Source organism: Geomonas propionica (assembly GCF_016458235.1).
GTDB classification, from domain to species: Bacteria; Desulfobacterota; Desulfuromonadia; order Geobacterales; family Geobacteraceae; genus Geomonas; species Geomonas propionica.
In genome coordinates this window covers 234,602-257,190 of sequence record NZ_JAEMHK010000003.1, presented here as the reverse complement: position 1 = coordinate 257,190, position 22,589 = coordinate 234,602, and the positions used below count along the sequence as shown (strand labels likewise).

Genomic DNA, 22,589 nt, shown 5'->3' with positions numbered 1-22,589 from the left:
CTACTCCGGTTTCTTCGATGTGATCGATATTATGGTAACGGTCAGGTCGCCAGCCGGCCTCTTGATGGTCACCTCGTCGTCGACCTTCTTGCCGAGCAGCGCCTTGCCGACCGGCGAGTCGATGCTGATCTTCCCCAGGCTCACGTCGAACTCGTCGGGCCCCACCAGTTGGTAGCAGCGCTCCTCCCCCTCTTCGTCCTCATAGGTGACCCAGCAGCCGAAGCTGACCGAGGTCGGGTTCAGCGGCGCGTAGACCACCTTGAGCACCTTGAGCCGGTCACCCAGGTGCTTCAGCTCGCGGTCGATCTCGCGCAGCCTCTTCTTCGAGTAGATGTATTCGGCGTTCTCGGAGCGGTCCCCTTCGGCGGCGGCGTCGGCCATGTTCTTCACCATGCGCGGCCGCTCGGTCTCCCAGAGCAGGTCGTAGCGTTCCTGCAATCGCCTGCGCCCTTCGGCGCTGATCATGTTGGTCATCTATGCTCCTCGCAATGCAATCCTTGGCCGACGGCAAGCGGGCTGCCGCGGAGGGGGCATCATAGTAGAGTTTGCACTCCAAGGCAACACGATAGCAGTCGGGTCAGGGCTGTTTGTCCAGGTGGCGGTACTTCCGGATGGATTCCTCGTAGGTTTTCTGGATCTCGTTTTCGGGGGGGGCTTTACTGTAGGAGATGAAGTAGCGGCCCAGGGCAAACGCCAAAAGCAGAAAAAGCAGCACCCAAAGGGCCCGTACCAGGTACTGCCTGCCGGTCAGCCGGGCCGCAGGGGAAGCATCGGCCTCGTTCATCTCACGCTTGTCGGAAACCTTGCGCAGGTGGGCTATCTGGACTGAGGAGATCTGTTTGAAGATCAGGTCGCGGTCCCGCTCGTCCAGGAAAAGAAATTCCATGCCGACGTCGTAGCGACTGGAGCCGTCACGCTGCACAAGGGGAGCCTTGACATGGATCACCTGTCCGACCGCATGTACCAGCCTCGGCGGCTCCAGCGGCAGGTACAGTTCCATGTTCACCAGCTGGTCCGCCCGCGCCGTGGTCGGCATGCGCAGGCAGATCCCGCCGCCCCCCAGATTCAACTGGGCTCGGAGCTGGTCCCGCCAGACGATGTCCTTGGCCGGTTGATAGCGCGCCATTTGGGCTGCGATGACGAAGTCGTCGTACCCCTGGAACTTCATCTGTTCGCGCTCCTTGCGCACCTCCCAGTCCCGTTCCACCTCTTTGCGGTTCGACTCGTCCACGACGTCATAGCGGACCTTCAAAGCCATGTCGGTTCGGAAGAACTGGCGCCGCTCGCGCAGGGTGAACCTGCCGAAAAGCCGGATCTGCAGCACCCGCTCGCCGAGCCGGTCCGTCACAATGCCGCTGCAGGTATAGCTGTCCTTGCCGAGCCAGACGCTGACGTCGAGGATGAAGCCCACATCCACCCGCACGTTGGCCGGCAGCACGTCGCGGGAGATCTGCAGCTGCAGCAGGTCTCCTCCCGATTCGCTGATGACGCCCCAGTCCCGGAACACGCCGCCACCGGAGAGCGGGATGCCGATCTCGATGCGCATGCCCGGCGCGAGGACCTGGCGGTATTCGCTATAATCGTCTTCCATGCTGAAATCCAGGTGGCTTTTAATAAGAGAATGATTGACCCTCACATTAAACTACAGCCGCGCCGACTTGCAAGTCCTTGAATGCGAAAGAGCGTTTCCCGTTTCACCCAATCGACGTGAGGAGGTGCCTTGACATCTGGGGGAGCTGTGCTATCACAGTAAGGGCTTTTTTACTAATGAATAAGGAGTAGCTATGAAAAGGATTGCGATAGCAGCGGCGGCGATGGCGGTGGTGATGATGGCGGCACAGGCAATGGCGGTTTCCGCCGGCAAGACCGTGGAATGGCCAACGTCGATGGGCAAAGTCACCTTCAAGGGGGACGACCATGCCGGCAAGGGGCTCAAGTGCAACGAGTGCCACACCAAGATCTTCAAGATGAAGAAAGGTTCCACCCAGATGAAGATGGCGGACATCAACGCCGGTAAGTACTGTGGCGAGTGCCACAACGGCAAGAAGGCCTTCAAACCCGCCGGCAACTGCGCCAAGTGCCACAAGAAGTAGCAGCACCGCCTTTACGGGCCGCGCTCCGTTTCGGGGCGCGGCCTTTTCCCTTCCTTTTCTGTTGATCTGTCCCCTCAAAAAACGATAAAAAGAAGCTGCCGCATCGTAGCAACAGCCCCCCTTGCCACAAAACGAGGAGTTCACAGATGAACGTCGTCACCAGGAGATCGGTCTGCCCCTTCGACTGCCCGGACACCTGCAGCATGCTGGTGCAGGTGGAAAACGGCAAGGCCATCGGCGTGCAGGGCGACCCCCTGCATCCCTTCAGCCGCGGCACCCTATGCCCCAAGATGCGCCACTATGAGAAAAGCGTCCATTCGCCGCTGCGCCTGACGACGCCGCTCAAGAGGACCGGCGCCAAGGGGAGCGGCGAGTTCACCGCCATCTCCTGGGACGAGGCCATCGCCACCATCGCCGACCGCTGGCGCGCCATCATCGCCGGCCACGGCCCTGAGGCGATCCTCCCCTACTCGTATGCGGGGACGATGGGCATCGTTCAGCGCAACGCGGGGCATCCCTTCTTCCATCGCATGGGGGCCTCCCGGCTGGACCGCACCATCTGCTCACCCGCCAAGGGTGCGGGGTGGGAGGCGGTGATGGGGAAGACGGCGACCCCGCCGCCGGAATCGGCCGGGAAAAGCGACCTGCTGATCCTGTGGGGGATCAACGCGGCGGCGACCAGCATCCACTTCCTGAACCAGGCGCACGAGGTGCGGCAACGGGGGGGGCAGATCTGGCTGATCGACACCTACGAGACCCCGACCGCTTCGGTTGCGGACCGCACCTTTCTGGTACGCCCGGGGAGCGACGGGGCCCTGGCCCTCGGCATGATGCACGTCATCGCGCGGGACGGGCTCGCCGACCGGGAGTTTATCGCGCAACAGGTGCTGGGTTTCGAGGAGCTGGCGACCGAGGTGCTCCCGGAGATGACTCCGGAGCGTTGCGCCGGGATTACCGGTCTGGAGCCTGAGGTGATCGTGGAGATGGCGCGCGCCTACGCGGCGGCCCGAGTGCCCTTCATTCGCCTGGGGAGCGGACTGTCGCGCTACGGCAACGGCTCAATGACGGTGCGCTCGATCTGCTGCCTGCCGGCGCTGGTCGGCGCCTACGGCAAGGAGGGCGCAGGATGCTTCCCGGACACCGCGACCGGGGGCGCGTTCCCGATGGAAATCCTGACCAGGGAGGACCTGATTCCGGGGCCGACGCGGCTCATCAACATGAACCAGTTAGGCGCCGCGCTGAACCAACTCGACGCTCCGCGGGTCATGGGGCTCTACGTGTACCACTCCAACCCGGCCGCGGTGACGCCGGACCAGAACGCGGTGCTCAAGGGGCTGTGCCGCGAGGACCTCTTCACCGTGGTGCACGAGCGTTTTATGACGGACACCGCGCGCTACGCCGACATCGTGCTCCCCGCCACCTCGTCGCTGGAACACAGCGACATCTACCGCTCCTACGGCACCTACTGCATCCAGCGCGCCCAGGCGGTGGTCGACCCGGTGGGGGAGAGCAAGTCCAACTGGGAGGTGTTTTCCCTTTTGGCCCAGGCCATGGGCTTCGAGGAGGAGATCTTCACCTTCAGCGCGGACCAGATGATCGACCGGCTCCTGGCGGTGCCCAAGCCGCTGCGGGAGGGAATCGACGAGGAGGCGCTCGCCGAGGGACGTCCGGTGTCCCTGGCGGGAAGGCCGGCCGGGATCCTGACCCCGTCCGGAAAGATCGAGATTCTGAACGAGAGGCTCGCGGAGCGGCTGCCGCGCTACCTCCCGACCCACGAGGAAAAGGGGAAGCTCCCTTTCCGGCTCATGACCGCGCCCAACCCGTACGCGCTGAACGCGACCTTCTACGAGCGGGAGGAGTTGCGGGAGAGCCAGGGGGGGATGCAGCTCAAGATGAACCCGCAGGACGCCGCGGAGAAGGGGCTTCACGACGGTGCGCAGGTGATCGCCTGGAACGAGTTGGGGGAGGTGACCTTTGCCCTGCAGGTAACGCCCAAGGTGCCGCGGGGCGTGGTGGTGGCCGAAGGGGTGTGGTGGCTCGCCTACGCGCCGGGAGAGCGCTCGGTAAACGCCCTCACCTCGCAGCGCCTGACCGATCAGGGCGGGGGAAGCACGTTCTACGACAACAGGGTAGATGTGCGCCCGGCATAACTGACAGGCGCCTCACGCAAAGACGCAAAGGCGCCAAGAAAGCACATCGAGAAGAAGTGCTTGGCGTCTTGGCGACTTGGCGTGAGCGGCAGATTTTGTCTCATGATTTCCCACCGGCTGCCGATGTAATGAGAAGCAACGGCATTAAACAATCGGGGGGCGTATGGAACCGAACAACAAGATTCTGCTGGAAAGCGGCACCAACGAACTGGAGATAGTCGAATTCAGGATCGACGAGGTGGACGGCAAAGGGAACGTGGTCCCCTGCTACTTCGGCGTGAACGTGGCCAAGGTCCGCGAGATCATCAGACTGCCCGAGACGCGCAAGGTGGTGAACTCCCACCCCTGCGTGAGCGGGATGATCAAACTGCGCGACCAGGTGATCACCCTGATCGACCTCTCCCGCTCGCTGAACAAGAACACGGACGGGATCCCGGCGGACCGCGTCATCGTGCTCGAGTTCAACAGAATCGTGGTCGGCATCCAGGTGCACTCGGTCTCCCGCATCTACCGCATCTTCTGGGAAAACGTGGAGCCGCCGGTCAAGGCGATCCACGACGCCAACATCACCGGCGTGGTGAAAATGGAGGACCGCATCATCCTCATCCTGGACTTCGAGAAGATCATCGGGGAACTCTCCTCGACCATGGCGCTGGCGGCCCCGGGCGAAGACCTGATGCAGGCCAACTCCGCCCTGAACCGCGGCACCCGGACCATACTCGTCGCCGACGATTCCGCCTTCATCAGAAGGACCATGTGCGGCTCCCTGCGGGAAGCGGGATACAAGGTGGTGGAAGCGGAGAACGGCGAGGAGGCGTGGGAACACGTGCAGGCGGTACGCCAGAAATGCGCGGAGAGCGGACAGCCGCTGAAGGATTTGCTGAGCCTCGTGATCACCGACATCGAAATGCCCCGCATGGACGGGCTGCACCTCACCGCGCTGATCAGGAAAGAGGCGGACCTGGGCGGGCTCCCCGTGGTCATCTTCTCTTCCCTGGCGAGCGACGACAACAAGCTGAAATGGCGCAACCTGGGCGCCAGCGACATCCTCACCAAGCCGGACCTCCCCAACCTGGTCGAGAAGGCGGATACCCTTGCCTTATGAGCCACGCCTCGAGCTGTCGGTCGTAGTGCCGATCTACAACGAGGAGGGGACCGTGGCTCCCTTCCTCACGGCACTCGCCCGGCAGCAGGGGATACGCCTGGAAGTGATCCTCTCCGACGGCGCTTCCAGCGACCGCAGCATCCAGGTCGCGCAGCAACTGCGCGCCGGGCTCCCCTTCCCGCTCACCATCGTCGAAGGTACCAAGGGGAGAGGGGGGCAGTTGAACCGGGGCGCCGACGCGGCCCGCGCCGAAACCCTCCTCTTCCTGCACATCGATTCCAGCTTCGTCGATCTGCTAGCCCTGAGAAAAGGGGTCGACTCATTAGGCGAGGCCCTGCGCGCCGGAGAACGGGTGGCGGGCCGCTTCGCCCTCCGTTTCGACTTTCCCGGCGCCGTGCCGCTGCCGTACCGTTTTTACGGCGCCAAGGCCGCCCTGGACCGCCCCGGATGCACCCACGGCGACCAGGGTTTCCTGATCCGGCGCGACTTCTTCGCGCAGATCGGCCCCTACGACACGGCGCGGCCGCTCATGGAGGACACCTTCCTGGCCGAGCGGGTGCGGCGTGAGGGGCGCTGGATCCTCCTTCCCGCCGACATCACCACGTCACCTCGGCGCTTTCTGTCCGAGGGGCTCCTCCCCAGACAAACGATCAACGCCATCCTGATGAACCTGGCCCATACCGGGCAGCTGTCCCTGGTCCGTTGCCTGCAGACGAGCTACCGCAGCCAGGACGCCACGGCGAAGTTGAGGCTCGCCCCCTTCCTGGTGCCGCTGCACCAGGCCATGGACGATCTCGAGCCCGGGCAACGACGCCAACTCTGGCGCCGCACCGGCGCCTACGTGCGGGGCAACGCCTGGCAGATTGCTTTCTTTTTCGACGTGTTGACCGGTGGGATACGGCAGGCAGGGAGGGGGGGAAGGTTTCTGGACCTTTACGACCGCTTTCTGGGGCGGCTCATCGACAACAAAGCGGGCGACCTGGGGGCCGCCCTGTTGACCTGGCTCTGGTTCCGGATGACGTTTTTGGCCGCGTCCCGGTCTTCAGAACCAGGTAGAGGTTAAGGTCAAGGTTGAGTACAGGACATTAACCGTTACATCAACCTCGCGCCGCCTTGATAAACCTCTTCAGCTCATCCTGTTGCCACTGCGCCGGCTCCACCCATTCGACCCCGAAGCCGGTGGGGAGGCCGGCGTGCACGCGCTTCCCCTCCTGGTTCACCCAGGCCACCCTCCCCTTCAGCTCCAATAGCGGCGCCTGCTCGGTCTCCAGAAAAAGGGCGAGCCTCAGCTCCTCGTTGGCGGGCACCTCTTCCCGGCTGGCAAGGAAGAGGCCGCCGTCGCCGATGTCGAGGGCATGCGCGGCCACGGGGCTGCCGTGCAGAAGGAACAGCACCGGGATCTGGCAGGGGATGCGCAGCTCGCGCCGGTCGACGGCGTCGGTGTATTTGCGGGCCATGTCGAGGAAAAGGCGGCGGTCGACGGGCTTGGTAAGGAAGTCGTCGCACCCTGCCTGCCGCGCCCGCTCACGGTCTTCGTCGTTGCCGGCGGTGGTGAGCATGACGACGGGGACGGCGGAGAGGAAGGGATCGCTCTTCAAGAGCCTGCAGCAGGTGATGCCGTCCATGAGCGGCATGTTCACATCCATGAAGACCAGGTCGGGGGGATCCTTGCGGACCAGTTCCAGCGCCTCGACACCGTCGCCGGCGGTGATGACGTCGACATGGGACGCCTTGAGAAAGCTCTTCTCCAACTCCAGAATCAGCTTGGTATCGTCCACCAACAGGATCTTAGGTCTAGTCACGCCACTCCCCCCACACTCAGGTATTCGTAGATGGTTTACGCGGGATGATGCAGAACGGGTTATGCGCCCATTTATCGATGATTCGCCTCGGCTTTGTCAATCGAAAAGTCCAGTATATCAGACCACCAGCCGCACCAGGTCCGGCACGGTCCGTACCGCTAGCGGCGTCGGGCAGACATAGTCCCCGTCCAGTTGCACGGCCTTCTCCCCGGTGATGTCGAGGGCCGCGGCGCTGAAGGAGGTGACGTGGCTGCTGAAGACGGCGGTTCCGTTCAAAAGCCCGAGGGCCACTCCAAGGTAGGCCAAGCGGCCGCCGGAGATGCAGAGCACCTGGAAGCCGGGGGCGAAGAGGTCGGCCTCCGGCGCCAGCACGAAGTTGCCGCCGTACTTGGAGGCGTTGCAGACAATCACGCCGTGGCAGGAGACGCTCCTCCCTCCGCCGGTCACCGTCAGTTGCGAGGAGTCCCAGTTCCAGAGGGTGCGCAGCGCCGACAGCAGGTAGGCCCCCTTCCCCAGGGCCCTTTTCTCGGAGAGGCGCACGTCGCGCACCACCGCCCCGTCCAGGCCGGCGCCGGCCATGAGCACGAACCGCCTGCGTTCCGCGCCACACTCGATTTCCCCGACCGATATGGGACGCGCCTCGCCGCGTGCCAGGCGGTCCAGGGCGTCGTCGACGGAGGCGATCTCCAGCTCGCGCGCGAGCACGTTGGAGGTGCCCAGTGGGACCACGCCGAGGGTGGCCGCTCCGGGCACCAGGCCGTTCAAGACGCCGTTGATGGTGCCGTCCCCTCCTGCCACTACGATCAGGGGATCGCTCTCTTCGGCGCAGATACGGGCGGCGAAGCGGGCGGGGTCGGCGGCGCTTTGGGTGGGAAGGAGTTCCGGTGCCAGGCCCCGTTCGGCGAGCCCGGTCATGATGCGTTCCACTTTTTGCTGCGAATAGGTCCCCGAGGTAGGGTTCACGATCAGGAAACAGCGTCTGGACAAGAGGTCACCTCGTTGCTGCGTGCGGAAATGGCAAGGGCCGCGGTCGCGGCCCCCGGAAGGTATCAAAAAGGTAACGAGGATACAACCGTTTTAGCACCGCCCTCCCTTTCGGCACGTCGAGGCGTCGGCATAGTGTTCCCCTCACCCGAAGGGGGAGGAGCTTGGTATTACTGCGGCAGCTGCACCGGCTCGTCCTTGACCTCTTGGACCTCCTTGGCGTCCTTGTCCTGCAGTTGCAGCCGGCGCATGTTATCGAGCATGGTCTTGAGCTTCTTCTGCACCAGGAAGTTGACCGTCCCCTCGGGATAGCGGCCGTCCTCACCCACGGTTCCGGCCGGCACGCCGGTGAGGATCTCGATCCCCTCCTCAACCTGCGATACGCTCCAGACGTGGAACATCCCGTCGGAGACCGCCTGCACCACCTCGTCGCTCAGCATCAGGTTGTGCTCGTTGATCTTCGGGATGATCACCCCCTGGTCCCCGGTCAGCCCCTTGGCCTTGCAGACGGCGAAGAACCCCTCGATCTTGTAGTTCACCCCGCCGATCGGCTGGATCTGCCCGAGCTGGTTGACGCTGCCGGTGACGGCGATCCCCTGCCGGACGGGAAGCCCCGAGAAGGCGGAGAGAAGCCCGTAGAGTTCAGCCGAAGAGGCGCTGTCCCCTTCGATGCCTTCGTAGGACTGTTCGAAGCAGACGTGTGCGGAGAAGGAGAGCGGCTGTTCCTGCCCGAACTTCCCGGCCAGGTAGCCGGTCAGGATCAGCACCCCCTTGTCGTGGATCGGGCCGGAGAGCTTCACCTCGCGCTCGATGTTGACCATGCCGGCGCGCCCCTGGGAGACGCGGATGGTGAGGCGGGAAGGCCTGCCGAAGGTGTAATCCCCCATGGTGATCACGGAGAGGCCGTTGATCTGCCCGACGACGCTCCCCTTGGTGTCGCACAGGATGACCCCCTGGGCCAGGTACTCGTGGATCCTCTCCTCGATGCGGTTGGAGCGGTAGGTCTTCTCTTGGATCGCCCGCTTGACCCAGCTGCGGTCCACCACCTGCGCGCCCCCCCGCGTCGCCCAGTAGCTCGACTCGCGGATCAGGTCTGAGAGCTCCATGAACTGGGAGGAGAGCCGGTCCTGGTCCTCGACCAGACGCGAGGCGTGCTCCAGAAGCGCCGCCACGCCGGTGGGATCGAAGGGGAGCAGCCCTTCCTTGCAGCAGTGGGCGGCGACGAACAGGGCGTAGTCCTGCATCACCTCGGGGGTACGGTTGATCTGGCTGTCGAAGTCGGCCTTGACCTTGAAGAACTTGCGGTAGTCGGGCTCCAGGTAGTAGAGCAGGTAGTAGATCCAGAGCGACCCGATCATGATGATCTTGGCGTTGAGAGGGATCGGCTCGGGCTTGAGCGAGACCACGGTCATGAAGCGGTACTGCTCCAGGACGTCCTCGATCTTGATCTCCATGTTCCTGATGCAGCGCTTGAGCGATTCCCAGGCGAAGGGGTTTATCATCACCTCGCGCGCGTCCAGGATCAGGTAGCCGCCGTTGGCGCGGTGCAGGGCGCCGGGCTTGATCAGGGTGAAATTGGTGCTGGCCACCCCTCCCATCTGCATGATGTTCTCGATGCGTCCGAACAGGTTGTTGTAGGTGGGGTTGGACTCGAAGACAATGGGGGCGCCGTTGTCCGGGTTGTTCTCCACCAGGACGTTCACCTCGTAGCGCTCGAAGGTCGGCTCCTGCTTGGGGATCTTGAGTCCCGGGATCTGCGGCGGGGCGACCTGCGGTTTGAAATCCTCCAGGTTCAGGAGCAGGTCCTCCTGGACGTCTTCCAGGTACTGCTGGATCTTGCCGAACCCCTGGTACTTCTCCTTGAGCGGGTTCAGGTGGTGCCCCACCGCCGAGAGCCCGAGCTCCCGGTCCAACTGGGCCAGGGCATCCCTGAGGGCCTTCTCGTTCTCGCGCACCTGGCGCAGCGCGTCGTTCAACTTCTCGGTCAGCTCGCGCCCCACCGTGTCCAGCTTGTCCCGCTCATCCTTCTCGAGCGCCTCGTACTCCTCCTGGGTGAAGTTGCGCCCTTCCTTCTGGGGCACGATGACCAGGCCCGACACGGTACGCTGCAGGGCGAAGCCTTTCTCCCCCGCATCCCGCTCTAAGTCGCTGAAGATGTCCCCGTTTTTCTCCTGGAACTGCTCGATAATGGAGACGCGGTTGGTCTCGTACTCCTTGCTCTCCAGGGCACTGGGGACGTTGGCGCGCATATAGTCCAAGAGCTCGCGCATGTCCGCCGCGAAGTCGCGCCCCATCCCTGCGGGGAGGGCGATGGCCAGGGGCGCGTCCGGGGCATGGAAATTGTTGACGTAACACCAGTCGCTGGGGGGACAGGTGCCCTTGACGAATTTTTTCAACATCTGCCGGATGGTGGAGGTCCTGCCGGTGCCGGGGTCGCCAGCCAGGTAGATGTTGAAGCCGTTGTTGGACATCCCCAGGCCGAACTCGATGGCTGCCAGGGGGCGGTCCTGTCTGATGCTCCCTTCCAGGCCGGCGATGTCTTGGGTGGTTTTGAAATTGAACAGGGCGGGATCGCAGACCCAGCGGAGCTTCTCAACGGGGACTCGGCAATCAGTTTCGGACATGGGAGCCTCCTTGCGAGCAACTACAACGGTTAACTGCGCGGCAGGTGCGATTCGAGCAGCGTTTCGAACCGTTCTGCGGCCAAGGCTTTCAGTTCCTTTACGGTGATCTCCTGCCGGCGCTCGAGGGTGAGCGAGGTGATGCGGCACTCGGGCATGCCACAGGGGTTGATATTACCAAAAGGTGACATGTCTGCAGCGGCGTTGAGCGAAAAGCCGTGCATCGAGACCCAGCGCCTGACGCCGACGCCGATGGCGGCGATCTTGCCACTGGACGTCCAGACGCCGGTCTTGCCCGGGATGGTGAAGCCCTGCACGCCGAGACCGCCGCACAGGTCGATCAAAAAGCACTCCAAAAAACGAAGGTAGCGGTGCAGGTCGCGCCCGCGCCGCCCCAGGTCGAGTATCGGGTATCCTACCAGCTGCCCAGGGCCGTGGTAGGTGACGTCGCCGCCCCGGTTGACCCGGTGCGCCTCGATGGAGGGATCGAGCACGTTGCTCTCGTCCCCTGCGGCGCCGATGGTATAGACGGGGTGATGCTCCACAAGGAGCAGCGTCTCCGCCCCCCCCTGTTGCACCTCGAGCACCAGGCTCTCCTGCAGCGTGAGCGCTTCCCGGTACTCGATCAATCCGGCATCGCGAACGACCATGTCAGCCGTGGATGGCGCGCTTGTCCAGGTCGAGCGCCGCCTCCTTTATCGCCTCGGAGAGGGTGGGATGGGCATGCATGGTGAGGGCGATGTCCTCGCCGCTGCCGCCAAAGGCCATTACCGTGACCGCTTCGGCGATCATGTCCGAGGCGCGCGGCCCTAGGATGTGCACGCCTAGCAGCCGCCCCCCTTCCGCCTCGGTGAGCAACTTGACGAACCCTTCGGTCTCGTCCATGCACTTGGCGCGGCCGTTGGCGATGAAGCTGAACTTGCCGGATTTGTAGGCGACCCCCTCTTCCTTAAGCGCCTCCTCGGTTTTCCCCACCGAGGCGGCCTCGGGCCAGGTGTAGCAGACGCCGGGGATGCAGCCGTAATCGACCTGGCTCGGCTCGCCGTGCATCCTTTCCACGCAGACCGCCCCTTCCTCCATCGCCTTGTGTGCCAGCATGGGGCCCGCGATCAGGTCGCCGATGGCGTAGATGCCGGGGACGTTGGTGGCGTAGTCGGCATCTACGCGGATGCGGCCGCCGTCCATGGCGATGCCCACCCCCTCGAGGTTCAGCCCCGCAGTGAGCGGCCTGCGCCCTACCGCCACGAGGACCTTGTCGCAGGAGATCTCCTGCGTTTCGCCCTCGCCCTCGACGCGCGCCAGGAGCTTGCCATCCTTCTTTGCCACCCCTGCCACCTTGGCGCCCAGCATGAAGGCCATCCCCTGCTTCTTCAGGGATCGCTGCAGCGCCTCGGCCACCTGTCCGTCGCTGCCGGCGACCAGCCGGGGGAGGAGTTCCACCACGGTCACCTTGGCGCCCAGGCGCAGCCAGACCGAGCCGAGCTCGAGGCCGATGTAGCCGCCACCCACCACCAGGAGGTGCTCCGGGACCGTTGGGAAGGAGAGCGCCTCGCGGGCACTGACCACAGACTCGCCGTCAAAGGGGAGCGTCGGGATCTGAACCGCTTCGCTGCCGGTGGCAAGTATCACCTTCTTGCCGCTAATGACCTTGGTCTCCTCGCCTTTGACTTCGACCCGGTGCGTGCCGTTCTCGGAGGAGAGCAGCGACGCGGTGCCGAGGAAGCTGACGACCTTGTTTTTCTTGAAGAGGAAGGCGATGCCGTCGGTGAGCTTTTTGACCACGTCGTCCTTGCGGGCCATCATCTGGCCGAGGTTGAGCGTGGGCGGTTGCACCTCGATGCCGTGGACGGCGAAGCGGTCCTTGGCCAGGTGGTACAGTTCGCTGGAGTCGAGGAGCGCCTTGCTGGGGATGCATCCTTCGTTCAGACAGACGCCCCCCAGTGAGCCGCGCTTTTCCACCACGGCCACCTTCATGCCCAGTTGCGCCCCCCTGATGGCGGCGACATAACCACCGGGGCCGGCCCCGATGACGATGAGATCGAATGTTTCTTCGGACATCTTTTCCCTCCATGCCAAATCTTCTGTGAGTCCCCCCACTCCTCGCGGGAGGGGGAGGCTACCCTGCGGCGGACACCGTTAGCACTCCAGCAACATCTCTTCCGGGTCCTCGATGTATTCCTTGACCCGCTTCAGGAAACCGACGGCGCCTTGGCCGTCGACGATGCGGTGATCGTAGGAAAGCGCGAGGTACATCATGGGACGGACCACGACCTGCCCCTCCACCACAACCGCGCGCTCCTGGATGTTGTGCATGCCGAGCACGCCGGACTGAGGCGGGTTGAGGATCGGGGTGGAAAGCATGGAGCCGTAAACGCCTCCGTTGGAGATGGTGAAGGTCCCCCCCTCGATATCGGCTAAGGCGATGCGGTTACTGCGCACCTTCTCCGCGAAGCCGGCGATGGTCTGCTCGATCTGCGCCAAGCTCAGCTTCTCCGCGCCCCGCAACACGGGCACCACCAGCCCGCGCTCGCTCCCCACCGCGACGCCGACGTCGCAGTAGTTGTGGTAGACGATATCGTCGCCGTCGATGCTCGCGTTGACGTCGGGGAACTCCTGCAAGGCGGCGCAGCAGGCGCGCACGAAGAGGGACATGAAACCGAGCTTCACGTTATGGCGCTGCTGGAAGTGCTCGCCGTGCTTTTTCCTGAGCTTCATTACCTCGCTCATGTCCACCTCGTTGAAGGTGGTGAGCATGGCGGTGTGCTGGCGCACCGAGACCAGGCGCTCGGCGATCCGCTTCCTGATCTGGGACATGGGCTTGCGCACCACGCGCCCGGACGGGTCACCCGCCGGAGCGGCAGGTGCGGCTGGCGCTGCAGGTTTGGGAGCCGCAGTGGGTGCAGCCGGAGCAACCGACGCGGCCGCAGCTTTCCCGGGCTCGGCAACCTCGGCGCGCGCCCCTTGGGCCTTGATCAAATCCTCGTTGGTGATGCGCCCACCGCGCCCGCTTCCCTGGACGGCGCCGGGCTCGACCCCCAGCTCGCGCGCGAGCTTTCTGCCCGAGGGTGACATGGGACCGGGTGTCCCCGGCTTGGCCTCAGGCTTAGCCTCAGGCTTAGCCTCAGGCTTAGCCTCGGGCTTGGCGGCAGGCTTGCCGGCAGGTTTAGCGGCAGCCGCGCTCTCGGCACCACCCTGTGCGGGTTCGGCACCCGGGCTGCGGGCGTCGATACTGCCGATGACAGCGCCGATCTTGACCGTCTCTCCCTCGGCGGCCGTGATGCTCAGTACGCCGTCCGCCTCCGCGGTGACTTCGAGGGTGATCTTGTCGGTCTCGATCTCGCAGAGGGCTTCGTCCTTGGCGACCACGTCCCCCGCCTTCTTGAACCACCTGGCGATCACCGCCTCGTACACCGACTCGCCAACCGCCGGTACCTTGATATCCATGCGCTTCTCCCCTTTAACAGCCGTTCAACGTTCAACGTTCGACGTTCAACGTTCAAGTTGGCTCTCCCCTCCGTTCCGCCTTCTCCCAACTTGTTGCATCAGGAAGGGGGCGCCGTAACGAAGGGGCAGGCCCCTGCCCCCATCGGGTAACGTTGGACGTTGAACCTTGAACGTGTTTTCAGATTTTCAGAGCTTCGTCTACGATGCGCTCCTGCTCGACGCGGTCCAGGCGGTGCGAGCCGGAGGCGGGCGCTGCGGCATCGGGACGACCGACGTACCTCGGCACCGTCCCCAAAAGCTCGATGAGGGGCTCGTGAATGAAACGCCACGCCCCCATGTTGCGCGGTTCCTCCTGGACCCAGCTGTAGCGGGCGCCGGATGGATATCGCTGCAGCTCGTCCCGCAACTGCTCCACGGGAAGAGGATAGAGCTGCTCTATCCGCAACAGCGCATGCCCCTGCAACTGGTCCTTCCTGATCCGCCCCAACAGGTCGTAATAGATCTTGCCGGTGCAGAGGATTACCTGGCGCACCGACTCGCCCACGGCAGGCTCGGCGATCACCTCGCGGAAGGTGCCGGAGCTCAACTCCTCCAGCCGCGAGACGCAGTCGGGATGGCGCAACAGGCTCTTCGGGGTGAAGAGCACCAGCGGCTTGCGGAAGGGGTGCAGCATCTGCCGGCGCAGCACGTGGAAAAGCTGTGCCGGCGTGGTGGGATAGACCACCTGGATGTTCCCCGCGGCGGCCAGTTCCAGGAAACGTTCGATGCGCGCGCTGGAATGCTCCGCCCCCTGCCCTTCGTAGCCGTGCGGCAGCATCAGGACCAGGCCGTTGGAACGCTCCCACTTGGCCTCACCGCTCACCAGGAACTGGTCGATGATGACCTGCGCGCCGTTGACGAAGTCGCCGTACTGGGCCTCCCAGATGGTGAGCGCGTCGGGCGCCTCCAGCGAGTAGCCGTACTCGAAACCGAGCACGGAGAATTCGGCCAGCATGCTGTCGAAGGCGCAAAAGCGCGCACCCTTGTCCAGCACGCTGCAAAGCGGCAGGTAGGTTTCCCCGGTCTGCTGGTCGAAGAGGGTGGAGTGACGGTGGCTGAAGGTGCCGCGGCGCACGTCCTGGCCGGAAAGCCGGATCGAGACGCCGGTGGAAAGGAGCGAGGCGTAGGCGAGGGTCTCGACGTTGCCCCAGTCGAGCGGTCCCCCCTTGATGACGGAGTCGCGGCGCTTTTGCAGCACGGCGGCCACCTTGGGGTGCGGCTGGAACCCTTCGGGGATGCGGGACAGTTGTTCGGAGAGTTCCAGGAGGGTTGCTGAGGCAACGGCGGTCGGGACCACGACCTTGGCGACGCCCGGCTTCATCCCGCTCCAGCGTGCCAGAAACGCCGATTCGACCGGTGCGGCCTGCCGCTCACCCGCCTGCGTCAGGCGCTGCACCACCTCGTTCTCGATCGCCTTCAGCTCCTCCTCGGGGACCCCCTCGGCGAGGAGTTCCATCTCGTAGAGGGCGTGCAGTTGCGGGCGGAGCTTGATCTGCTGGTACATGAGCGGCTGGGTGAAGTAGGGCTCATCCCCCTCGTTGTGCCCGTGCCTGCGGTAGCAGATCACCTCGACCACCACATCCTTGCGGAAGCGATCCCGGTAGGCGACCGCCAGCTCGGTGACATGGACCACGGCCTCGGCATCGTCACCGTAGACGTGGAACACCGGCGCCTGGACCATCTTGGCAACGTCGGTGGCATAGTGGCTGGAGCGGGCATCGGCGGCGCTGGTGGTGAAGCCGATCTGGTTGTTGAGCACGATATGGAGGGTGCCGCCGGTCCGGTAGCCGGCCAGCTGCGAGAGGTTCAGCGTCTCGGCGACCACCCCCTGGCCGGAGAAGGCGGCATCGCCGTGGATCAGAAGCGGCAGCACCCGCGCCTCCCCTTGCTCGCCGATACGGTCCTGCCGGGCGCGGCATTTCCCCTGCACCACCGGGTCGATTGCCTCGAGGTGACTCGGGTTGGAGGTGAGGGTCAGATGCACTGAACCGCCCCCTTCGGCGGGGAGATCGACCGAGAAGCCCTTGTGGTACTTGACGTCCCCCTCGCCCACCACGCCGTACTCGGCGTTATCGGCGAACTCCGCGAACATGTTCTCGTACGGCATCCCGAAGATGTTGCAAAGGACGTTCAAGCGGCCGCGATGCGGCATCCCGAAGACGACGTCGGTGACGCCCAGCGCAGCGGCCTTGGTGACGGCGGCGTCCAGCATGGGAATCAGGATGTCGCCCCCCTCCAATGAGAAGCGGGTCTGCCCCGGGAACCTCTTGTGCAGCTCGCGCTCGAAAAGGGCGGCTTCCTTGAGCTTTTTCAGCAGTAGCAGCCGCTGCTCCGGGGTGAAGAAGCCGCGGTTGCCGCCAGGTTCCATGCGGTCGATGAGCCATTGGCGCTCGTCCGGGTCCTGCAGGTACATGAATTCGACACCGACCGAGCCGCAGTAGGTGCTGCGCAGCACCTGCAGGATCTCCCTCAGGGTCGCGCTGCGTCTCATGAAGCGCCTGGTGACGAAGGTCTTGTCGAGGTCGGCGGGTTCCAGCCCGAAGGCGGAAAGGGACAGCAGAGGATGTTCGATCTGGCAGGGGGAAAGGGGATCGGTGCAGGCGAGGAGGTGCCCGATGTCCCGGTAACGATATATGAGTGACTGGACTCCCGATTGTTTCAGCGCCTCGTCGCCCCCAGCGGCTACCGCAGCGCCTGCGGGACGCCCCTCCGCCAGTTCAAAACCGGTGAAGAAGGCGCGCCATTCTTCTGAGAGTTGCTGCGGGTCCTGTTGCCACAGCTCGTACTGGCTCTCGATCCACTGGGGGGTCAGGTTTTCTAATATGCCCATCTATCCGCTCCTTTTCATGAACAAGGTGAGAGTGTAGCAGATGGGTTCTTCGTTTCAAGCCGTGCGCTTCTTGGCGTAGCGCCAGACCTGTACCTTCTCCAGGGTTATCATGCCGCCGTCCATCATCTCCTCCACGGTGGGAAGAGCCGCCTCAACGCGCGTCCTCTCGTCGACCACCTCGATCACCATGGGCAGGTCGGTGGAGAGCCGCAGCAGGCGGTCGGTATGGTACATACTGTGCGCGCCGAACCCGGCCACGCCGCGCAAGACGGTGGCGCCGGCGAAGCCCTTGGTGCGGAACAGTTCCACCAGCGCCTCGTAGAGCGGGATGTGCTTGTACTTGTCCCGTTCTCCAATGAAGATCCTCAGCAGCACCTGCTCACCGAGCATCCCTTTTCTGTCACTCTCCAGGCTCATGTCCCTGTCCTTCATATGTCGCTCCTTGGGGGAAATTACTTGTCAGTTAATGCGGCGCGCCCTTCTCGACCTCGGCCTACAGCCAACGCGCCACCATGATGCCGAGCCAGGTGCAGCCAAGACAGGAGACGACGCTCAACAGGATGTTGGCGAATGCCAGTAGCAGCGCTCCCTCCTCGATGAGGCGGAAGGTTTCCAGGCTGAAGGTGGAGAAGGTGGTAAGCCCGCCGAGAAAGCCTACGGTGAGGGCGAAACGTAGCGTGGGGGGGACGAGGGCGCTCCTGATGGAGAACTCCATGATGAGCCCGATCAGGAAGGCCCCAATGACGTTGACGGCAAGGGTGCCATAGGGGAAGGCGTTGCCGCAGACCCGGTACACGAAGCCGGAGAGAAAATAGCGCGACAAACAGCCCAGGGCGCCCAGAAGGGCTATGTAGATCGCCTGCTCCATTGAAAAACCGTAGTGCGGAGGTTAGAAGGTCCAGCCGACCCTCATCCCGAAGATGTCGGAGGAGGAATCAGGCTGGAAGTAAGCGGTCCCCTGGACCATCTTGAGATCGGACTGGTGGAAACGGAACCCCTCGTAATAAAGGGACATGCTCAGGGAGCGATAGCCGGCGCCGGCCTCGGCAAACCCGCTCCACCTCCCCTTGGGACGGAAGGTGGTCTCGCCGCTGCCGGCGAAATCGACGGTGTTGCCGACGTAGAAGGGGTACTTGGCGCCGCCACAGGCCGTGAGCTTCACCCCCGCCGAAGAAGTCGCGGCGCGTGCGCCCACCCGGCCGTACCCCATGGTCCAAGCCTCGGTGTAGCCGTAGACCCGGGTGCCGTCGGGGGCGCTGCTGTCTTGCAGGTCTCTGAGCCAATAGCGATAGCCGATACCGCCGAAAGGCTCGAGGACGAGGGCTTCGGAGCGCAGGCGGTAGCCCAGGTCAACTTCGCCGGTCGTGCCGAGGTAGGTGACCCGGGTACGTACCGGCGCCGGGTCGGCGCCTTGCGTCTCGCCGCGGTAGCCGACCTCGCCCCCGAACAGTTCCCCTTTTGCTTTCAGTGTGAAGACGGTATCGGTGACGGCACCGACCCGGACCCCCGCGGCAAAGAGGGGGCCTTCTTCCTTCAGCAGCCTCCTGCCGTCGATACGCTCCTGCCAGGTGAAGTACTGGGTGGAAAAATAGGGCGTCAGTTCTTCCAGCGTTCCCGCCGCGGCAGGGAGGGCACAGCAAAGGACCAGGACGGTGAACAAAAGTGTCCTCATGGCATCCTCACGATCAGGCGGAAGTCTCTTCTTTCTTCTTACGAGGAGCCCGCGGCTTCTTGGGCTTCTCCTCGACCGGTGCGGCAGGCGGAGCCGTTTTCCTGGTGCGCTTGGCGGGAGCCTTCTCCAGCTCCGGCGCCGCTGCGGCAGGCTTCGCCTCGGTCGCCTTGGCCGCCTTGGCCGCCTTGGTCGCCTTTTTCGGCTTCGGCTCCTTGACGGTCGTGGCCTTTTGGGGCTCCGCAGGCGCCTTGGCCGCTTGCGGCTCGACGGCCGGTGCGGGGGCTTTTGCTGCCTTGGGGTTGCGGGGGGCTTTGGCGGCCTTGGGCAGGGCGGCCGACGCTTCGGTGACTGTGGCCACGGCCGGCGCCGCTACCGGCGCCTCTGCTGCCGCAGGCTTCGCGCTCTTTCTCTTTTTCGCCTGCGCCGGTTTATCCTGCGCTGCGGCAGGCTCGACAGCCGGCGCGGCAGCGGGTGCCGTTGATGCAGCGGCGGCCTCAACGGCAGCCTTGGCTTTGCGCGGTGTACGTCCCTTCCGCTCTGGTTTCACCGCCTCGGCGGGCGCAGCATCGGTCGGCAGCGAGTGCTGCACTGCTGGCGCCTCGGCCGCGGCAGTGTGAGCCGCCGCACTTGCGACGACCGCCTCGGGCGCGCCCTCGGCTGCGCCTCCCTTGCCGCGTCCCCTTCTCTTGTGCGCGGGTTTCTTCTCGACTCCCTCGCCAGCAGCGGCAGCGCTCTCGGCAACCGGCGCGGCCTGCACCGCTACCGCAGCTGACTCGCCGGTGCCCTCGCTGGACTCGCCCGGCTTGTGCTCGCCGGCGGCAAGGCCGTCATGGCCACCCTTACCGCGCCGTCTCTTGCGGCGGCGTTTCTTCTTCACCTCTTCGCCTTCAGGGTGCGCCTGCTCGGCGCCATGCTCCACGTCGTGTTCCTCGACGGCACCCGGTGCGGCGAGTTCGGCCGGAGTTGCCCCGGCAAGTTCCACCATGTCCTCGGCTGCGTGCTCCGCGCCACCCTCGGCGGCGCCCCCCTTGCCGCGCTTGCGCTTGCGCCGGCGCTTCTTCTTGTGCTCCTCGGGCTCCGCCTCCAGCGCCACCACGTGCGCCTCGCCGGCAGGCTCCTCGACCTGCGCGACCGGCACCGCTTCGATGGGGTGGCTCGCGGCTTCCGGCTCCTGGGCCTTCTTCCCTCTCTTCTTTTTCTTGCGCCCGTCGGCAGACTCGGCGGTGGCATGTTCTTCCTTGGCCGTCTTCGCCTGGAACGATCTTTCCTGCGGCAGCTCCTCCTGCGGCAGTTTCTCCCGCTTGACCAGTTCGAGCTCCATCTGGTTCAGCAGGTAAGAGGGTTTCCCCTTCACCGTGACCTCGATGTCGTAGTCGTTCTCGATCTGGGAGAGCTCATGGCGCTTGCGGTTCAAGAGGTAGTAGGCCACTTCGAGCGGCAGGCTGCCCACCACCTCGCCGACGGTCCCCTTGGCGGCGGCGGCATGCACCTTCCTCAGGAAGGAAAGGGCCATCGCCTCGACCGACTTCACCTTGCCCCTGCCGTCACAGTGGGGGCACTCGAGGCTGCTGGCTTGGTTCAAGGTCTGGCGGATACGCTGGCGGGACATCTCCAGGAGCCCGAACTCCGAGATGCGCGCCACGTTCACGCGCGCCTTGTCCGCTTTGAGCGCGCTCTTGAGGGTCTTCTCGACCTCGGCGTTGTGCTTTCTGTCGCGCATGTCGATGAAGTCGATGACGATGAGCCCGCCCAGGTCGCGCAGCCGCAACTGGCGCGCAGCCTCCTCGGCGGCTTCCATGTTGGTCTTGAACGCGGTGTCCTCGACCCCCTTCTCGCCGGTGGACTTGCCCGAGTTGACATCGATGGAGACCAGCGCCTCGGTGGGCTCGATGAAGATGGAGCCACCGGATTTGAGCGGCACCTTCTTCTCGTAGATCAGGTCGATCTGCTCCTCCAGCTGGTAGCGGGAGAAGATGGGACGCTTTTCCTGGTGCATCTTGACCAGCTTCTCGAACGCCGGATCGATCTCCTTGAGAGCCTCGCGCACGTCCGTGAAGACGTCCTTGCTGTCGACCAGCACCTCGTCGATGTCGGCGGAGAAGTAGTCGCGGATGGTGCGGATGATCAGGGCGGATTCCTGGTAGACCATGCCAGCCCCCTTCATCACCGCCCCTTTATCCCTGATCCCTTCGTACATCGCTACCAGACTGTCGAGGTCCTTCTGCAGCTCGTCGCGGGTGCGCCCCATGGCCTCGGTCCGGATGATGTAGCCGTACCCTTCCGGGATGGTCATGTCGGCGATGATTTCCTTGAGCTTCTTGCGCTCCCCCTCCGCTTCCACCTTGCGGGAGATCCCGGCGGAGTCGCTCCCCGGCATCAACACCATGTAGCGCCCCGGCAGCGAAACGTAGGTGGTGAGGGCCGAGCCCTTGTTGTCGCGCTCCCCCTTCTCCACCTGGACCAGCAACTCCTGGCCCCTTCTCAGCACCTCCTGGATGCGCGGACGGCGGTGGCGCTGCTCCTCGGGGATGTCCTCACGCCATTTCCAGTTCTCCGGGTGCAGCTCGCCCATCTGCAAAAAGCCCAGCTTCTTCAGGCCGATATCCACGAAGGCGGCCTGCAGTCCCTGCTCCACCCGGACCACGACGCCTTTATAGATATTGCCGCGCGTCTGTTCGTTGCCGGCAATCTCGACATCCAGGTCCACCAGGCGGCCGTCCTCGACGATCGCCACCCGCGCCTCTTCAGCATGGAGCGCATTAATCAGCATCTTCTTTGACATATGTACGTTGTTCCCTTTCCTTTAGGGGCTGCGGGGCCGGTCATCTCGGGACCAGGGCGCCCATCAAGCCCAGTTTGTGGTCACGCCGGCCGGGCCGGTCGTGTTTGCTCTTATATGCATCCCCGATAAGGAGCCGGGGCTGGCAAGATTAATGAAAACCGAGTGATTATAGCAGAGTTTTTTTCTCCCGCACCATAAAAAAGCATAGTGACCACGCGGCATTGTGCAGCGCGAGATTCTCACTGTGCGCCTTGGCGCCGTGTCGGGATGCTGCACATGAGGACAACCCGGCCACAAGACACATGAATAGCTGCGGATATTCAGACAGTTACCGCGGCACACCCCGCAGCGTCGCCCCGTCCGTCGCGGGCGACGGCTCGCACGGACGTTGCCCCGGGCAGCGCAGGAAAATGCAGGGGACATCCGCAGGCGCCACCTCGACTCGCCCCCAGACACCGACCCGCAACGCGGCTTCTTCACGCAATTACCTGTTTATGGCGCTCAAGAATTGTGCTATGGATTCATGACCCGGCCGCTTCCGGCCGGAGCACTCCAGAAGGTACTGCCATGCAGGAAACCAGAATCGACGTCACAGCACTGAACCCCATCTACCTGGAGATGGGAGCTGCGGTCCAGGACTGCCAGCGAATCGAGCTGTACATCTCCTTCATCGTGACGCTCCTGATCGACCTGAGCGACGGCGACCTGAGCGAGGAGGCGTTCCGGGGCTCCATGGAGTCGTTGGGGGCACAGACCATGGGGCGCCTCATGGAGGAGATCAAGCTGAAGGTGGGCTTCACCGACGAGTCGGTGCACGCGCTGAGAAAGGCGCTCAAGGCCAGGAACTTCCTGATCCACCGTTTCTACAACGAGCGTTCCGACCTGCTGCTGACCAACGAGGGGCGCGAGAAGGCGCTCCGCGAAATCCGCGCGAAAAGGGCGACACTGATCACCGCCAGCGCCATGCTCGATCCCGTGATGAAGGACCTGATCAGGTTGAAGGGGATCGACATGGACCAGTTCAGGGCGGAACTCGAACAACGCTTCGAAACATGAACAGGATCCAC

The 22,589-nt window shown here is 64.2% G+C and carries 18 protein-coding genes; 5 read left to right on the top strand and 13 right to left on the bottom strand.

Annotation, left to right across the window (positions count from 1 at the left end):
• Both JFN90_RS05805 and JFN90_RS05800 read right to left on the bottom strand, forming a co-directional pair.
• Window positions 1-474 carry a GreA/GreB family elongation factor gene (locus JFN90_RS05805; protein ID WP_199394154.1) on the bottom strand — a complete coding sequence of 158 codons (474 nt, stop codon included), beginning with the start codon at window positions 472-474 and terminating at the stop codon, window positions 1-3.
• Between the two features lie 103 nt (window positions 475-577).
• A complete protein-coding gene (locus JFN90_RS05800; protein WP_199394153.1) occupies window positions 578-1,591 on the bottom strand; it encodes a PilZ-like domain-containing protein in 1,014 nt (337 codons plus the stop codon).
• Between the two features lie 193 nt (window positions 1,592-1,784).
• Here JFN90_RS05800 and JFN90_RS05795 point away from each other — a divergent pair, with 193 nt between their 5' ends.
• The 4 genes from JFN90_RS05795 to JFN90_RS05780 all read left to right on the top strand — a co-directional run bounded on the left by JFN90_RS05795 (window position 1,785) and on the right by JFN90_RS05780 (window position 6,411).
• On the top strand, window positions 1,785-2,093 hold the full coding sequence (locus JFN90_RS05795) for a cytochrome c3 family protein (protein ID WP_199394152.1): 309 nt from the start codon (window positions 1,785-1,787) through the stop codon (window positions 2,091-2,093).
• A 146-nt stretch (window positions 2,094-2,239) separates the two neighbouring features.
• The gene (locus tag JFN90_RS05790) at window positions 2,240-4,243 is read left to right on the top strand and encodes a molybdopterin oxidoreductase family protein (protein WP_199394151.1); all 2,004 of its coding nucleotides are present in this window, start codon (window positions 2,240-2,242) and stop codon (window positions 4,241-4,243) included.
• A 163-nt stretch (window positions 4,244-4,406) separates the two neighbouring features.
• Entirely contained in the window at window positions 4,407-5,348 is a 942-nt protein-coding gene (locus JFN90_RS05785; RefSeq protein ID WP_199394150.1) for a chemotaxis protein CheV, read from the top strand.
• Window positions 5,338-6,411, top strand: coding sequence for a TIGR04283 family arsenosugar biosynthesis glycosyltransferase (locus tag JFN90_RS05780; RefSeq protein ID WP_215906707.1), 1,074 nt, complete (start codon window positions 5,338-5,340; stop codon window positions 6,409-6,411). The genes JFN90_RS05785 and JFN90_RS05780 overlap by 11 nt, the downstream gene beginning before the upstream one ends.
• A 34-nt stretch (window positions 6,412-6,445) precedes the next feature.
• Here JFN90_RS05780 and JFN90_RS05775 read toward each other — a convergent pair whose 3' ends face one another.
• The 11 genes from JFN90_RS05775 to JFN90_RS05725 all read right to left on the bottom strand — a co-directional run bounded on the left by JFN90_RS05775 (window position 6,446) and on the right by JFN90_RS05725 (window position 21,522).
• A complete protein-coding gene (locus JFN90_RS05775) occupies window positions 6,446-7,150 on the bottom strand; it encodes a response regulator (RefSeq protein ID WP_199394149.1) in 705 nt (234 codons plus the stop codon).
• A 117-nt stretch (window positions 7,151-7,267) separates the two neighbouring features.
• The gene (locus tag JFN90_RS05770; protein ID WP_199394148.1) at window positions 7,268-8,137 is read right to left on the bottom strand and encodes a diacylglycerol/lipid kinase family protein; all 870 of its coding nucleotides are present in this window, start codon (window positions 8,135-8,137) and stop codon (window positions 7,268-7,270) included.
• Window positions 8,138-8,304: 167 nt separating this feature from the next.
• Window positions 8,305-10,758, bottom strand: coding sequence for a Lon protease family protein (locus tag JFN90_RS05765; RefSeq protein WP_199394147.1), 2,454 nt, complete (start codon window positions 10,756-10,758; stop codon window positions 8,305-8,307).
• 29 nt (window positions 10,759-10,787) lie between these two features.
• The gene (gene lipB / locus JFN90_RS05760; protein ID WP_199394146.1) at window positions 10,788-11,405 is read right to left on the bottom strand and encodes a lipoyl(octanoyl) transferase LipB; all 618 of its coding nucleotides are present in this window, start codon (window positions 11,403-11,405) and stop codon (window positions 10,788-10,790) included.
• Window position 11,406: 1 nt separating this feature from the next.
• Window positions 11,407-12,813: a dihydrolipoyl dehydrogenase gene (gene lpdA, locus JFN90_RS05755; protein ID WP_199394145.1), complete on the bottom strand. Its 1,407-nt coding sequence runs from the start codon at window positions 12,811-12,813 to the stop codon at window positions 11,407-11,409.
• 78 nt (window positions 12,814-12,891) lie between these two features.
• Window positions 12,892-14,199 carry a 2-oxoglutarate dehydrogenase complex dihydrolipoyllysine-residue succinyltransferase gene (odhB, locus tag JFN90_RS05750; RefSeq protein WP_199394144.1) on the bottom strand — a complete coding sequence of 436 codons (1,308 nt, stop codon included), beginning with the start codon at window positions 14,197-14,199 and terminating at the stop codon, window positions 12,892-12,894.
• 178 nt (window positions 14,200-14,377) lie between these two features.
• Window positions 14,378-17,068: a 2-oxoglutarate dehydrogenase E1 component gene (locus tag JFN90_RS05745; RefSeq protein ID WP_199394143.1), complete on the bottom strand. Its 2,691-nt coding sequence runs from the start codon at window positions 17,066-17,068 to the stop codon at window positions 14,378-14,380.
• Window positions 17,069-17,122: 54 nt separating this feature from the next.
• A complete protein-coding gene (locus tag JFN90_RS05740; protein WP_199394142.1) occupies window positions 17,123-17,500 on the bottom strand; it encodes a DUF190 domain-containing protein in 378 nt (125 codons plus the stop codon).
• Window positions 17,501-17,561: 61 nt separating this feature from the next.
• A complete protein-coding gene (gene crcB / locus JFN90_RS05735; protein ID WP_199394141.1) occupies window positions 17,562-17,936 on the bottom strand; it encodes a fluoride efflux transporter CrcB in 375 nt (124 codons plus the stop codon).
• A 21-nt stretch (window positions 17,937-17,957) separates the two neighbouring features.
• A complete protein-coding gene (locus tag JFN90_RS05730; RefSeq protein ID WP_199394140.1) occupies window positions 17,958-18,740 on the bottom strand; it encodes a hypothetical protein in 783 nt (260 codons plus the stop codon).
• A 13-nt stretch (window positions 18,741-18,753) separates the two neighbouring features.
• A complete protein-coding gene (locus JFN90_RS05725) occupies window positions 18,754-21,522 on the bottom strand; it encodes an Rne/Rng family ribonuclease (protein ID WP_199394139.1) in 2,769 nt (922 codons plus the stop codon).
• 567 nt (window positions 21,523-22,089) lie between these two features.
• On the opposite strand from JFN90_RS05725, the gene JFN90_RS05720 reads away from it, so the two are divergent.
• Window positions 22,090-22,578: a hypothetical protein gene (locus JFN90_RS05720; protein ID WP_199394138.1), complete on the top strand. Its 489-nt coding sequence runs from the start codon at window positions 22,090-22,092 to the stop codon at window positions 22,576-22,578.
• Window positions 22,579-22,589 lie beyond the last annotated feature (11 nt).